Origin of the sequence: Cellvibrio japonicus Ueda107 (assembly GCF_000019225.1) — a bacterium.
GTDB classification, from domain to species: domain Bacteria; phylum Pseudomonadota; class Gammaproteobacteria; order Pseudomonadales; family Cellvibrionaceae; genus Cellvibrio; species Cellvibrio japonicus.
This window is the reverse complement of sequence record NC_010995.1, coordinates 4,461,340-4,475,894: the sequence shown is the minus strand read 5'-3', so window position 1 is coordinate 4,475,894 and position 14,555 is coordinate 4,461,340. Positions and strand designations below refer to the sequence as shown.

Below are 14,555 nucleotides of genomic sequence, written 5' to 3'. Positions count from 1 at the left end.
AACGAGGTGAACCATGGCAAGAACCGCTACCCCGATGAAACAGAACCGTACCCGTCACTCCCAAGCCTTCAAGAATGAAGCGTTAGCGCTGGCCGAGCGAATTGGCGTTAGTAAAGCGGCCGAACAGCTTGGTCTTCATGCGTCTCAGCTCTATGGATGGCGCAGTAAGCAGCAGCAGACCCTGAGCAGCAGTGAGCGCGAACAGTCACTGGCCGACGAAAACGCCCGCCTCAAGCGGCTCCTGGCCGAGCAAGCCGAAGAACTGGCCATCGTAAAAAAGGCCGCGGCGTACTTTGCGAAGAGCCTCAAGTGAAGTACGCCTTCATGAGGACACATGCCCCAGCGTTTTCGGTGAAAGCCATGTGCCGTGTTCTGGGTGTCGCCCGCAGTGGTTTCTACGCCTGGTGCTCACGCGAGCCATCCACGCGCCACCAGCAACGGGCCGAGCTGGATCAGCGGGTCGCGCAAGCGTATAACGCCCGTAAGGGCCGCAGTGGCGCCCCGCGGCTGTGCCATGACCTGTGGGAAGCCGGGCTGCGCTGTAATCGCAAGACGGTTGCAGCCTCGATGCAGCGACAAGGCTTACGCGCCAAGGCGGCCAAGAAGTTCAAGGCCACAACTAACTCCCGACACTCGCTCCCGGTGGCAGAGAACCTGCTCAAGCAAGACTTCACAGCATCAGCACCCAATCAGAAATGGGTGGGCGACATCACCTACCTGCACACGGACGAGGGCTGGCTGTATCTCGCCGTAATCATTGATCTGTACTCGCGCATGGTGGTCGGCTGGGCCATGAGCGAACGCATGACGGCTGACCTGGCCTGCGATGCTCTGCACATGGCGCTGTGGCGGCGAAAGCAGCCAAAGGGAGTGATCGTACACAGCGACCGCGGCAGTCAGTACTGCTCAACGGCTTATCAGGGTCTAATCCGCGCTCATCAGCTGCGATGCAGTATGAGCGCGAAAGGCAACTGCTACGACAATGCGTGTGCAGAGAGCTTCTTCCACAGCCTGAAGGTCGAATGCATCCATGGCGAGCGCTTCATGAGCCGCGCCCAGATGCGTGAAACCGTGTTTGAATACATCGAAACCGACTATAACCGCCAGCGGCGACATAGCACGCTGGGGCACATCAGCCCGCAAGCCTACGAGGCCCGGATGAGTGCTTGAAACTGTGTCCACGGTTGCTGGGCAAGATCACATTTCCGGAATACGCGCTTTTAAAAAGTGAATGTGTTTATCGAAATATGGCTTCATACACTTTCCTTCTTCTTTTATACGGACATCATCATAAACTTCATGCCAATCAATTTTTTTGTAGGCTTCAATAATGTCTACTGCTTGCTGACGAATGCGATACAGATCAAATTCCGATTTACCTCTGGCCAATAAAGCCAAAAGCTGAGGGCTAACCGGCGTAGCAGCGCTCACATGCCCGGGAAAAGCCTCATCATGGTCAAACAACCAAAATACACCACCTCGTTCAAAGACCATGTTATTTGGTAGTCGATCCCCATTGGCAATCCATTCATCAAATACAGCGCTTTTTAATACATCGTCCCATTTGAGCAAATCCGTTTCAACACTGGACAATTCTTTCAGCGGGAATAGCCGCGTAGCATCGTCCAGGGTTCCAAACGCCAAATGCTCCAGATTCCCTACCTGGCGGTGGAATTGTGTATTCGCCACATTAACGTAATACCCCTGGCGAAGGGGAAGGTGCAACATCCTTCCTACAACGGAACAAATGGCTTCTCTGGCAATCCCTTCCAGGCTAAGTAACTTAACAAAAGCCCGCTTTGCGCCCTGGTCTGTATGAATATCTCCAAACAGTGTTACGCCCTTACCCTTACCCACGGATATTTCCTGAAGGTTTGGATACGCAGTCGCTATCTCGATACGGGGATTATTTAACGACATAGGGCTCCCGGCATTGCTTTCAAAACACCACCAAGGCATAAGGTCTACGAGTGTAAAACCTCAAGCCTCGGAGTCAACGCACAACCTTGTGTTAATCCTGTGGATAACTTGTGGGTGCCTTTAGGGGCAGTATTAGGTCATGTTTTGATCAAATAATGATCAATTTAATGCCCCCTCTAGCCCCTCACGTAATGGGATGTATTTCACAAATGACTATTTATAGGCCAGAATCAGGTCTAGGAACTATCGATGGATTGCAACATGAAGAATAACGTAAATAGCCAGGGCCACCGGGGGTAAACAAGGGTGGCGAATCACTGGCAAACCGACGAGCTGCTGCTAACACTCCACCTCTACTGCCGAACGCCGTTTGGCAAATTGCATCAGCACAACCCGGATATTATCCAACTCGCCACGGCCATTGGCCGCACGCCATCGGCCGTGGCGATGAAAGCCTGTAACTTCGCGAGCCTCGATCCCGCGCTCAACCAAAAAGGTTTAGCCAGTACCAGTAAGACAGATCGTGCCTTATGGAATGCTTTTCTGGAAAATGCCACCGATATTGCCGAGCAAGCCGAAGCACTTTACGAAACTCGCGTTATCGCAATGCCGCTACATCCCCTCCAGGTTAGCGAACCTAAAATACCCTATGGCGAAACGGAAACGCTACGCGAAACAAAAACACGCCGCGTACAACAGTTTTTTCGCCGCACGGTATTAGAAAGCTACAACCACCGCTGCGCGATCTCCGGCCTTGCCATACCGGAACTATTAGTCGCCAGCCACATTATCCCTTGGGCCGAAGATGAAACTCGCCGCGCCGACCCCACCAATGGCATCGCGTTAAATGCACTCTACGACAAAGCCTTTGACCGGCATTTGATTTCGTTTGATGACGATTTTCGGTTGGTGATATCGAATAAGGTTAAAGCACAGGCGAAGAATGAAGTGTTTAAGGAATATTTTTTGAAATTTGAGGGGAAGGTTTTGGAGATGCCGTATAGGTTTTTGCCGGATGTGGGAGCGTTAAATAGGCATCGTGGAAAAGTGCTATGTGTTGCGTAATGTATGCTTTGTGCTCAAAGCGGACATAAGGTAAATAACACCTTACAGAAAAAGCTCGATAACCAAAGGCATCTCAATGCAAGGAAACAGAAATGTATCTAGAATCACTGACCATTAAAAACTTTCGCAAATTCAAGGATAAAAACAATGCCGTCCATTTTGTGGGCTCAAAGGAAATTGCAGTAAAAAAAGATCAAGAAAAGCAATCTCTAGTTGCCCCATCTAGCACGCTAATAATTGGTAAAAATAATACAGGAAAAACCACAATTGCAAGAGCGCTAAATCTAATAATCAATAAGCTAAAGCCAAAAGCATATGATTTTAACATAGACTATCTACGCGAGCTGCTTACCCTATACGAAACAACATTAGCAGAAAATGAAAGTATTGAAGAGCTTGAAACTCCTTCCATAGAATTCAAGCTACAGATAAAAGTAAACATTAAAAAAACGACAAAGCCAGACGATCCAAAAGATGAGGACGATAGCGATATAGTAAACAATCTTTATCAATTCATTCCCATAAGTTCCAGCACACCTGATCTGATTGAGATCATAGTTAAAGCTCATATGAGAGAAGATTCGGCTTTTAGAAACGAAGTATCAGACGTTATAAGAGCAGATTATTCTAAGATTGATAAAAATAAGATTGCTATAAAAAAAATGGAACTTTTATGTAGATTTCTAAATAGTGATCAGAACCTATATAAAACTTCATACTTCACATCTGCAGGAGTTGAAGTAGCCGATCCAGCGTTATCCGAGCTTATCCAAGTTAAGGAAATTAAAGCAAATCGGCATCTGAGTGAAAAAGTACTTTCTGACGTATATCAAAAAATAATTTCTTCACAATATGCGGCTAATGAAGAAGACAAAAACCGCTTAATCCAAAGTATAAAAAATATAAACGATGAGATTGATGGATCTGTTGGTGAAAAAAGTGATTCCATATCCGAAATATTAAAAGAAATTGAAGACTCACACCACGTTGGTGTATCGTTGACTGGAAACGTTTCCGAAAGCTCTATTTTAAAAAATCTCATAAAATACAGTTTCAGGGACGGAGATGATTTCATTCCGGAAGATCAGTTTGGCTTAGGGTATGTGAACCTTCTCAATATCATAGGGGAGATAATTCATTACATTGATGGATATGAAGACAACAGCCATCAAAATCGCGTAAACCTTCTATTTATTGAAGAACCAGAAGCATTTATGCACCCTCAAATGCAGGAATTTTTTATCACTAGAATTGATAATGCAGTACAAAGAATATTGGAATTAGCCACAGGGAAGAAAAAAACAAACTCAAAATCCCTCCATTGCCAAATTGTAATAACAACCCATTCTTCACACATCGTAAATAGCAAGATTCATAGCTGCAACTCCTTTGACAACATAAATTATTTAACATCGATAAATAAATTTTCTCAAGTAATAAAGCTAGATGATGCAATCGTCTGCGGCAAACAAAATCCCGATATAGATGATGACTTAAAGTTTATTAAAAAGCATATAAAGTACAAAGTTTCCGAATTATTCTTTGCAGATGCAATTATATTTGTAGAAGGCGTTACAGAAGAAACTCTATCGCATTTCTATCTAGAAAAAAATAAGACTCTTAGAAATTATTATGTTTCGATATTTAATATAAACGGAGCGCATGGTGAACTATATTACCCGCTAATAAAAGCGCTACAGATACCGTGTTTGGTTGTCACTGACTTGGATATTAAGCGAGAGGCTTGTGAGAAAAATGAAACTAATCCAGACCACAAAAAAGAGGCCGAGTGTAATTACTGTGGAAAGGTGGCAGGCGTTGATGATCACAAAGAATTTAAACAAATCACGTCTTTACAGAAACGCATTACCACGAATAGTACAATTGCCAAGTTTAATAAAGTGGCACTAAATGAAGATACAAATAATACAAAACTGGACGCTATCAATTATTTCGCCTCTGACAACTTGTATGTGGTTTTCCAAAAAGACCCAATTCAAGGCCAATATGCTACAAGCTTTGAAGAAGCACTCATATTAAGTAATTTTGACAATGACGTTCTGAACAGCGTTTTAGAAAGTTGTAAACCAGCTATTTATAAATCGATAGTATCCCCAAAAGGAGATAAAAACACTTCAAATTTAATTAGTAGATCTTTTGAGTTTCAAAGAAAACTTAAAAATAGTAAGAGTGAGTTTGCCAATAATCTCCTATACAAAATAATCATAGATGAAGAAAATTCACCAAAACTACCCACTTATATCCAAGATGGAATTGATTGGTTAGCTAATCGTCTTACTCCTAGAGGGGATGTAATGGAGGAAAATAATAATGTTGCAAACTGAAATAGATGAACTGGAAGTTCAAAAAAATATTAATTCATGTATCGATTCATTTAAAAGTTTTAGATTTAATGCGGGAGCTGGAGCAGGAAAAACCTATGCTCTGATTCAAACCATTAGGTACATTTTAAGAAATAAGCTGATAGACCTTCGGAGAAAAAATCAGCAAGTTATTTGCATTACGTATACAAATGTCGCAGTTAGGGAAATTAAAGAACGCTTAGGCAGTTCCGAAGTGGTTTTGATATCAACGATACATGACAGACTCTGGAGTATTATTAAGCCATACCAAAAAGAACTTATTGAAATCCATGATCAGAAGCTCAGAAAGGAAATTGAACTTATTTCAAATGAGTTATCAGATAAAGACAACCCAAAGTTAGCAAAATATGCAAGCCTTTCTGAGCAAGAAAGGATCGATTTACACAGTTTTCTATTTAAGCATCGAGAGAACTATTTTCTTAATAGAGATAAATCCGCCGCTGAATTTAGAAAATCATATGAAAGTATTCCGAACAAGCCAATGTGCTTCAATGATTTGATTAAAAGTGCAGGAAATTTCAAAGAAGTAGCGAAACGCATATATAGGAAAAGCAGGTATGATCAATGCATTCAAGACATAGAAAACAACAAAAAAACTAAAGTTGACTACGATAGTGCATTCAACGCAGATCGACTTGAGTACATGAAGTTTAGCCACGACACCCTATTGGAATATAGCCAAACACTTTTTGATAAATACCCAATGCTATGCCGCTTGGTAATTGATAAATATCCTTACTTCTTTGTTGACGAATATCAAGATTCAAATGAAAAGGTAATTAATATAATCAAGCAGTTATTCACTGCTTCTGTGGAAATTAAGAAGAGCTGGCTTGTAGGATATTTCGGAGATACTGCACAAAATATATATGATGATGGTGTAGGTAGAAAAATAACCAAAATGCACTCACAAGTATTGGAAATCAATAAGATTTACAATAGACGGTCGCATAAAAAAATAATTGATATCGCAAACATGATAAGAAACGATGAAATACGTCAAAAGCCAATATTTGACGAACGAAATGATGGAACTGTCGAATTCTATTATTGTGCCACATCCATAAATCAGGAAGAAATAGCTCTATCTTTTTTAAATAAGTATAGGTCTGATTTGTTGTCAGATGAAAAGACCTTAAAGAAGCAAATCGATTGTTTAGTCCTTACTAATAAGTTAATGGCAACACTCAGTGGATTTGGTGACATACAGAGTAACGTAAGTAATGCAAAATCTATTTATTGGAATGAAATAAACACAAAGTTACTTTCTCATGATCTCGAAAAGCTCCACCCTACAATTCATCTACTTTACAAAGTAATAAAGCTACAAATTTCACTAACCGAAAAGAATTCAACATATAAAGATATTTTTGGAACAATAAAAGGAGGTATATCCTTCTCAAGAGCTTTACAAATTTCAGAAGCCTTGAAAAATATTAAAGCGAATACTTTAAATGATTTTATTTTTGAACTTTCAAAGATATTAACCAATTCCACTTTTGATGCCACAGCATTGGAAAATATCCTTCAGAACCTTTCCGTAAAACTTAAAGATTTTAAAGAGGAACAGGATTTCTATTCGTATTTAAAATCTGAAATTTCCGTGCTAATGCTAGGATCTGAAAATACGTCCCTCGATGATGCCGATCCAGAAGAAACAAAATCACTTCTAAATATCACACTTGATCAATGGCATCGATGGGTAAATTTTATTGATAGAAATGAAAAAGATAAAGAGATAATTTACCATACTTATCACGGAACCAAGGGAGAGGAGTATGAAAACGTAGCAATTATAATGGAACACAGCTTTGGAGGTGGCCATGAAGGAAGAGACAAATTCAAAAATTACTTTCTTAAATTAGAAGAAATTAAGAGGGTAATGGAAAGCGAAGGGAAAGCAGTGAAAACTGACGATGAATTTGAAAATACAAAAAACCTCATTTATGTAGCGTACACAAGAGCAATAAAAAATCTAAAAATTTTATACATTGATGACATACAAGAAATTCAAGGTGGCATTAAAGCAGCTTTTGGTATTGATGCGCTCATCCTTGATGTATGAGGCTAGAGAGATTTTCTCCAAGAGGCATACCAAAAAATAATATAAATATAAAGTGGGTCAACAGATTTTAACCCATTAATAATACACTTTAAAATTATAGTAAAAAGTAAACGGATTGATGGGGAATATTAATGAACATGTGTAAATGTTTCAAATGTGATACCTGCGAAACTCTGATTGATTGTCGAATAGGGATGTCTAATCGAGATATTCAACCATTTCAATTTGCATGCCCTTCTTGCGAGCAAAAAATAACTTTCACTTTTGGCACTGCGGACGGTGAGCTTGCAGGTGCATCTGAAATTCTTGATTTTAAGGCACCGTTTGAAGGAACCAATCCGTTTGTAGATTTACACCTCGACTTTCCAGTTGAATTTGGAAGATATGTAATGGGTAACACTGCATTTATGAAAACAGTGTCTCAGCTTGGTCACGAAGCTTATCACCATCTCAATCATCGCCTCGATCTAATTAATATACTTTATTCCAAGCAAGGGTCATTAAAAAGTTTAATCACCCAATTTAAACGTGGAGATATAAAAACATTTGAAAAGGTTTGCGCACATGTCCCTGGCGTATCACTAAAATCGCATGCAAAAGAGGATGTGTTGGCTGCGGTTTACTCAGCAACATCTATAATGTCATCGCCATTCACGATTCATGAACACAATGAAGAGCTTAGCAAGCAATTTCCCATTCTTCTTGAAATGATTTATGGTCAACATCCAAATAAAACTACTGAGCTACTTAAAAGTATAATAGCGAACGATTTTCTTAAAACCCTACACTTTGATTGCCTGAGTGTATACCCTAAAATAGTTGAGTTTGATCTCTTGATTCGACCAGCGCTTTATTACGATTATTACACGCCCGAAGAGTTAAATAGGATTCCCGCAAGAGTCTCCACCGCAGATTTTGATAGTTGTAGTAACTTCTATAAAGATTTATCGGAAATTTTTTCTAGACAGTTAAACCTCATAGCCGGAATAAATAACTTGATGAAGCGAGGTGATTTTGATTTATTCGAGGCGTCAAAACGAGTAAATGCAAAAGGAGAAATAATTAAAGAACTCACAACTTTAAATAATTATGCGAATATGGATTTGGGAAGGAAAATTGACGTAATTGATGATCCCTTTTATATGATTGATATGAACGCCATTGATAATAAACTAAGAAATGCTATTGCACATTATAAATACGAATATAAGGAATCCACACAATTAATTACTTATTACCCATCAAAGGAAGGAATGCATAGGGCAAAATATCATGAAATTTACTTCATGGAATTTGTTCGAAAAATGCTTCTACTGTTTCGAGAAGTACATACTTTAAATCATACAATTAAAGGTTTATTTTTCTTCAGTATTTTTATCTTAAAGCTTGATGTATGAACTGCGCTTCATGCTTTAAAGCTCAACTTCAATTTTCAGACTTTGAACGATCTGCAAAAAACTACGATTTGCAGTTTGGCTTATTTAAAGGAAGAAAATTTATGGTGGCCATTAAGGGTATGGGAGGAACACCGGATGGGCAAAGGTTGTTCTACCAAGTCTACTTTGTCTCTCAGCACGAACTTATTCCAAATGCTGGAGAAATTGTAACTTTGTCGAAGTCAGATGATGGCACCTTTAAAGTTTGGAACTTTATAAGAAATTAACTTGTAATCACTTCAGGTTGTTTAAGCCGCATGTTGGACAGGAACGTCTGTAGGTCGGTCATGACCAACCTGCAAAGTGCCGACTTCCACTCCTGGCCGTTGTCAGAAGTATCTATCCATGCACTACGAGTACGCAACTTAAAAAATTTAAGCTTTTAGTAACCTATTCTTTAACCAAAATCCCCGACTCACTCTCAAACCTAACCTTCCCAGTAGCAACAAAGGTATCCCTGATCGCTTGAAGATTTTCCACCCTAGCACTTGGAACACCATCAAAGGTTTCCATCCGTTTGATCGTTGATGCGCCAACGCCAGACTTCTTCGCCAAGTCTTCAATAGACCAGCGAAGGAAGGCTCTTGCCATGCGGATTTGACCGGCGGTTATCAAAGCTAGGCTACTCCTGATTCTGCCCCTTTGGGCTAATTTGAAGTACGGAATAGCCAGCTTTATAAACCAAATAGCTTGATCATAATTTTTAGTTGTCTATAATGGCTCGCTTGTTGAACTTTTAAGATCACTTTGCCGCTACAGTGGATAGTAACCAGCCTCCAAGGAGCCCTTATGACCACACCAACCCCCAGCCAACAATTACTGCAATTCCACGACGATTTTGTCGAACTGCAAAGCCTGTGTGCGTTTTTGTGTGATGCCATGGTGGCGATTACTCTGGCGGAGTTGCTAGTGGATAAGCGCAGTGTAAATGGGTTGCAACTGTGTGCGGGGCAGGTGAAGCGGCGGGCCGAGGCGCTGGAGGCGCAGTTGCTCGGCCTTAGGGCGGTGTATGGCGGCGTGTAAATTGTATTGGGGGTTGGGTCATCTCCGTGTAGGGAGGATAGGGAAATGATGCAGGGTGTTGAGCAGCCTCGGTTCCGCTATTATTACCTCTGTGAAAAGTGATACTATAGTGTCACTTTTCGCCTTATTTAGGATGCTCTTTATGAAGGTTGAGCTTGTTACAAACCTTAAGCGCCAGGCCACTAAAATTCTGGCGGACCTGCACACATCGAAAGAGCCTGTGCTGATTACGGAGCATGGGCAGCCATCGGCATACCTTGTTGATGTGGCGGATTATGAATTTATGCAACGCAGGCTTGAGCTGCTTGAAGGTCTTTCAAGAGGAGAGCGTGCTGTGCTTGAAGGAAGGACCTACAACCTAAACGAGGCTCGGGAGAGACTGAGTAAATGGTTGAGGTAATCTGGACGGAGCCAGCTCTTCAGGAGTTGGATGCCATCGCTGAGTACATCGCTTTGGATAATCCTGCTGCGGCAAGTCGCTTGGTACAGGACGTTTTTGAAAAAATGGAGCGTTTAGAGCGTTTTCCTGACTCTGGGCGACTCCCCCCAGAGCTGCCTCATTCGATATATCGAGAAGTGGTGATTCCGCCTTGCCGGGTTTTTTATCGTGAGGATCAGCAACGGATTTTCATCCTTTTCGTCCTGCGAGAGGAGCGGCAACTTCGTGCGTATATGCTTGGAAACAGTTAGCCAATAATTGAGTGTCCAGCAATTCTCAATTCACCCGCCCCATTACATACTCCACATAGTACAACGGCATAACGATATGGGTTTGCTCATCCGGCCCGGAACCTTGGGTTGCGGTGAGTTTGATGGTTTTTTGCGGTGCACATTTTTCGATATAGGATTGCAGGGATTTTGCGCGGGTACGTTTTCCGCTTTTAACTTCTATTGGGATAATTTGGCCTTGGTCGTTACTGATAATAAATTCAATTTCTGCGCGAGCGTCTGCCCACGAGTGGCTGGGTTCTATACCTAATACAGCTAATTCCTGCTGCACAAAATTTTCGGCAATGTAGCCTTTGTATGCGTAGCCCTGCTGTTTTATTTCCCGGTAGCCGGTGTTGAGCATGTGGTTGAGCAGGCCTACATCGAATAAAAATAATTTTACTTGGTTGTCTTTTTGATAAGCCGCCAGTGGCGCTTTGGCCTGGCCCTCGACGGGGTAATTAAGAAGTGCCAGGCGGCATTGGTGTAGCCAGTGAATGGGGCTGGCAAATTCGGCGTAGCGCGATTTGCGCTCGGCAACGCCTTTGAATTGAAAGCGTTTTACCGAACCGTCCAGCACGGCAGACAATTGTGAGGGGATATTGCGAAATACCGCTTCAATGAGTTGTGCATCCACTTTGCCTGAACATTTACCAAAATCGCGCTGATAACCGCTGATGAGATCGGCGTGAATTTGCTGTACGGCATTGATGCGCTCGATGATGCCCTGTTCACCCAGCGCAAACCAGGCAGCAACGGCTTCGGGCATGCCGCCGGTAAAATAATAGTCGGTGAGCTTATCGAATAATTGCGTGTGCGCGGCGGCTGAGCGGGTTTGGCTGTCGTAGGCTTTGGTTAATGCAGGCTGGTTGGCTGCCCATAAAAATTCGCGAAAGCTTAAGGGGCGCAGGTTGTACTGCTCTACCTTGCCCACAGGGAAGCTATTAAGCAGGCCAATATTGGAGCCGCTGGCCGCCACGTACCAGGTGGGTGTTTGTTCGGCGAAATATTTGAGCGCGGTGACGGCTTTGGGGCATTCGCCAATTTCATCCAGAATGAGCAGATCCGACTCTGGGTAAAACACTTGCCCGGTGAGTAGTTCGAGGCTGGTGATGATGTCTTGTGGCGTGAGTGAACCGGTAAAGGCGTCGGCCATTTGTGGGCTTTGCAGGAAGTCTATGCGCAACACGCGGGTAAATTCACGGCCTAGCAGCTCTTGTAACAGGTAGGTTTTACCGGTTTGACGTGCGCCGTCCAGCAGTAGCGGCTTGCGGCTTTTTCGGGCTTTCCAGGCGAGGAGTTTTTCAAGCAACAGGCGCTGCATGGCGGCGTTTTACCTTTTTATGCGCATAAAAGTGTGAATTATTTCTTTATTATGCGCGTAAAAATGGTTTTATCAACTTTATTATGCGCGTAAAAATGATGATGATCCTGGATATCCGCGCGGAACCTGGGCCAACCCCATGCATTTGCTACGCTGTGTTGTACCGCGATGCGGTTTCGCTGTTTGGTCTAACCCGTAAGGAGAGTGTGTATGAACCCGATAAGAATTATTGGCCTTGCATTGATCGTGTTGGGGGTTGCCCTGGGTTATATGGGCTACCAGGAGTCTGAATCAGTGGCATCCCAGGTGTCCGAGGCGGTGACGGGCACCGGTACGGATCGGTCGATGATGTTGATGATTGGCGGCGCCATCAGCCTGGTGGTGGGCCTGGTGTTGGGTGTTAAGAAATAGGTGGGAAACCCGTAGCGTAGAATAATACGCCATTGATAATAGTTATCATTATTGGTAGGATCCTCGGCCGTTTTTTCCTGCTCCTGTCTGCTGTTTTTAGGAAGGCCTATGATCCCCTTTTCTCGCCCTGTCTGTTTGTTATTAACCTGTGGCGCCCTGCTGCCGAGCCTTGCTGTGGCGGCAGATAATGCCATTGAGGAAGTCTTTGTCAGCGCCAGCCGCACCGAGCGGCCACTGAGTTCCATTCCCAATACCGTAACGGTGATTAATAACGCCGAGCTGGAACAGCAGTTATCGGTGGCGGATGACTTGTCGACGGTGCTGGGTAACCTGATTCCCGGGTTTTCCCCCAGCCGCCAGAAGATGACCAACGCGGGCGAGACCCTGCGCGGGCGCAAGCCGCTGTATATGATCGATGGTGTGCCCCAGTCCAACCCGCTGCGCGATGGCGGGCGCGAGGGCAATACCATTGACCCGGTGGTGATCGAGCGGGTGGAGGTGCTGCACGGCGCCAATGCGATCCACGGCCTGGGCGCCTCTGGCGGGGTGATTAACCTGATTACCCGCCGCCCTGCCAACCAGCTGGAGCAGAGCCTGCGTATCAGCACCGGTTTCCAGACCGAGGATGTGGGCGAGAGCGCGGATTACGGCCTGAGCTACAGCCTGTCTAACCGGTTTGGCGATGCCGATATGATCGCCAGCATCAGCCTGCGCGATATGGGCGTGGCCTACGATGGCAAGGGCCAGATTATCGGTGCCGATAACACCCAGGGCGATACCATGGATTCGCAATCGCTCAACCTGTTTTTGAAAGCGGGTTATGACCTGAGTGAACAGCAGCGCATTGAGTTGATGGTGAACCGCTACAAGATCGAGAACAACAATAACTGGGTATCGGTACCGGGCAATGTGGCCGAGGGTATTCCCAGCAGTGCGGTGAAAGGCGAGATTTACGGCGAGGGCGCCAGCAACGAGGTGACCGCCCTTAGCCTCAATTACAACCACGATGATTTCCTGGGCCACAGATTGCGCGTGCAGGGTTTCAGCCAGGATTTTGCCGCGACCTACGGTGCCGAAGCCGTGCCTTTGGCAACCTTCCAGGACCCGGCCTATGGCCCCGACCTGATCGACCAGTCGCAAAATAATTCGGAAAAACGCGGGCTGAAAATCACCCTGGTGAAAGATGAGGTCGCCCGTTTGCCGCTTAACCTGGTCTATGGTGTGGATGTGTTGCAGGATAAAACCTGGCAAGCGTTGATCCAGACCGGTCGCGCCTGGGTGCCGCCCAGTGAATACAAAAACTACGCGCCCTTCCTGCAAGCGGAATACACCGGCGTTGATAAGCTGACATTAACGACCGGGGTGCGTTACGAAAAATCCAAGCTGCAGGTGAATGACTTTACCACCCTCGCCGCTTACGGCAGCCGTTTTGTGGAAGGCGGCTCACCGGAGTTTTCCGAGACGCTGTACAACTACGGCGGCACCTATCAAATCACCAGTGCCTGGCGTGTGTTTGCCAATTATGCCGAAGCCTTTTCCATGCCCGATGTGGGCAGGGTGTTGCGCGCCATTAACCAGCCTAACCTGAGCGTGGAAACCTTTCTGGATTTAAAACCGGTGCTGACTGAGAGCCGCGAATTCGGTGTGGAATTTAAAACCGGTGATATCAACGCGCAGCTCAGTTATTACACCTCGGATTCAAAATACGGTGAGCGTTTGCAGCGCGATGCCGATGGCATTTACACCGTGCAGCGCGAGAAAACCGAAATCGATGGTATTGAGTTCAGCCTGTCCTGGGCGTTCACCGATGTGGATGTACTGGGTGTGCGCTATGCCGAAGCAACCGGCCGCTACGATTCCAACAACGATGGCCGCGTGGATTCCGATTTGGGCGGTACCAATATTTCGCCCGATCGCCTCAACCTGAGTTGGGATCGCACCTGGTCCAGCCGTGTGGATACCCGATTGCAGGCCAATTATTTGCTGGACCGCGATGTGAAAAACAGCAGCGGGGTTGTGACCAATCGCTTTGAGGGTTACACCACCTATGACCTTAGCGCGACCATCGCTGCCTTTGACGGCACCATCAGCCTGGCGTTGCAGAACCTGACCGATGAATATTATTTCACCTACTATTCGCAGAGCAGCCCGAACAATATCCGCAATTTCACCGGTGTGGGCCGCAGTGTTAACCTGGGTTACCAGCGGACGTTTTAAAT

14 protein-coding genes are annotated in these 14,555 nt (G+C 44.5%); 11 read left to right on the top strand and 3 right to left on the bottom strand.

What is annotated here, in order from left to right; all coding sequences use genetic code 11:
• Positions 1-13: 13 nt before the first annotated feature.
• Positions 14-1,170 (top strand): IS3-like element ISPa20 family transposase gene (locus CJA_RS18000; RefSeq protein WP_085953148.1). Its coding sequence is split into 2 segments (ribosomal slippage): positions 14-272 and positions 272-1,170, totalling 1,158 coding nucleotides; the frame shifts between segments, so codons are not numbered across the junction.
• 27 nt (positions 1,171-1,197) lie between these two features.
• On the opposite strand, the gene CJA_RS17995 is transcribed toward CJA_RS18000, so the two are convergent.
• Positions 1,198-1,920 carry a HipA family kinase gene (locus tag CJA_RS17995; RefSeq protein WP_012489304.1) on the bottom strand — a complete coding sequence of 241 codons (723 nt, stop codon included), beginning with the start codon at positions 1,918-1,920 and terminating at the stop codon, positions 1,198-1,200.
• Between the two features lie 306 nt (positions 1,921-2,226).
• Here CJA_RS17995 and CJA_RS17990 point away from each other — a divergent pair, with 306 nt between their 5' ends.
• The 5 genes from CJA_RS17990 to CJA_RS17970 all read left to right on the top strand — a co-directional run bounded on the left by CJA_RS17990 (position 2,227) and on the right by CJA_RS17970 (position 9,097).
• On the top strand, positions 2,227-2,985 hold the full coding sequence (locus CJA_RS17990) for an HNH endonuclease (RefSeq protein WP_012489303.1): 759 nt from the start codon (positions 2,227-2,229) through the stop codon (positions 2,983-2,985).
• A gap of 92 nt (positions 2,986-3,077) precedes the next feature.
• A complete protein-coding gene (locus tag CJA_RS17985) occupies positions 3,078-5,330 on the top strand; it encodes an AAA family ATPase (RefSeq protein WP_012489302.1) in 2,253 nt (750 codons plus the stop codon).
• Positions 5,317-7,434: a UvrD-helicase domain-containing protein gene (locus CJA_RS17980; protein WP_012489301.1), complete on the top strand. Its 2,118-nt coding sequence runs from the start codon at positions 5,317-5,319 to the stop codon at positions 7,432-7,434. The genes CJA_RS17985 and CJA_RS17980 overlap by 14 nt, the downstream gene beginning before the upstream one ends.
• Positions 7,435-7,628: 194 nt before the next feature.
• The gene (locus CJA_RS17975) at positions 7,629-8,831 is read left to right on the top strand and encodes a hypothetical protein (RefSeq protein ID WP_202944168.1); all 1,203 of its coding nucleotides are present in this window, start codon (positions 7,629-7,631) and stop codon (positions 8,829-8,831) included.
• On the top strand, positions 8,828-9,097 hold the full coding sequence (locus CJA_RS17970) for a DUF4019 domain-containing protein (protein ID WP_041551805.1): 270 nt from the start codon (positions 8,828-8,830) through the stop codon (positions 9,095-9,097). Before CJA_RS17975 ends, CJA_RS17970 begins: the two co-directional genes overlap by 4 nt.
• A gap of 163 nt (positions 9,098-9,260) precedes the next feature.
• Here the strand turns inward: CJA_RS17970 and CJA_RS17965 are convergent, their stop codons facing one another.
• Entirely contained in the window at positions 9,261-9,485 is a 225-nt protein-coding gene (locus CJA_RS17965; protein WP_148208933.1) for a helix-turn-helix domain-containing protein, read from the bottom strand.
• A gap of 174 nt (positions 9,486-9,659) precedes the next feature.
• Between CJA_RS17965 and CJA_RS17960 the strand changes: the two genes are divergently transcribed.
• From CJA_RS17960 to CJA_RS17950, 3 genes are all read left to right on the top strand, one after another.
• The gene (locus CJA_RS17960) at positions 9,660-9,893 is read left to right on the top strand and encodes a hypothetical protein (RefSeq protein WP_012489299.1); all 234 of its coding nucleotides are present in this window, start codon (positions 9,660-9,662) and stop codon (positions 9,891-9,893) included.
• A 142-nt stretch (positions 9,894-10,035) separates the two neighbouring features.
• On the top strand, positions 10,036-10,293 hold the full coding sequence (locus tag CJA_RS17955) for a type II toxin-antitoxin system Phd/YefM family antitoxin (protein WP_041552696.1): 258 nt from the start codon (positions 10,036-10,038) through the stop codon (positions 10,291-10,293).
• Positions 10,281-10,583 carry a type II toxin-antitoxin system RelE/ParE family toxin gene (locus CJA_RS17950; protein WP_012489297.1) on the top strand — a complete coding sequence of 101 codons (303 nt, stop codon included), beginning with the start codon at positions 10,281-10,283 and terminating at the stop codon, positions 10,581-10,583. The genes CJA_RS17955 and CJA_RS17950 overlap by 13 nt, the downstream gene beginning before the upstream one ends.
• 25 nt (positions 10,584-10,608) lie before the next feature.
• On the opposite strand, the gene CJA_RS17945 is transcribed toward CJA_RS17950, so the two are convergent.
• Positions 10,609-11,925 carry an ATP-binding protein gene (locus CJA_RS17945; RefSeq protein ID WP_012489296.1) on the bottom strand — a complete coding sequence of 439 codons (1,317 nt, stop codon included), beginning with the start codon at positions 11,923-11,925 and terminating at the stop codon, positions 10,609-10,611.
• A 210-nt stretch (positions 11,926-12,135) separates the two neighbouring features.
• Between CJA_RS17945 and CJA_RS17940 the strand changes: the two genes are divergently transcribed.
• Together CJA_RS17940 and CJA_RS17935 are read left to right on the top strand one after the other, a co-directional pair.
• Positions 12,136-12,336: a DUF3185 family protein gene (locus tag CJA_RS17940; protein WP_012489295.1), complete on the top strand. Its 201-nt coding sequence runs from the start codon at positions 12,136-12,138 to the stop codon at positions 12,334-12,336.
• A 108-nt stretch (positions 12,337-12,444) separates the two neighbouring features.
• Entirely contained in the window at positions 12,445-14,553 is a 2,109-nt protein-coding gene (locus CJA_RS17935; protein WP_012489294.1) for a TonB-dependent receptor, read from the top strand.
• Positions 14,554-14,555: the final 2 nt, after the last annotated feature.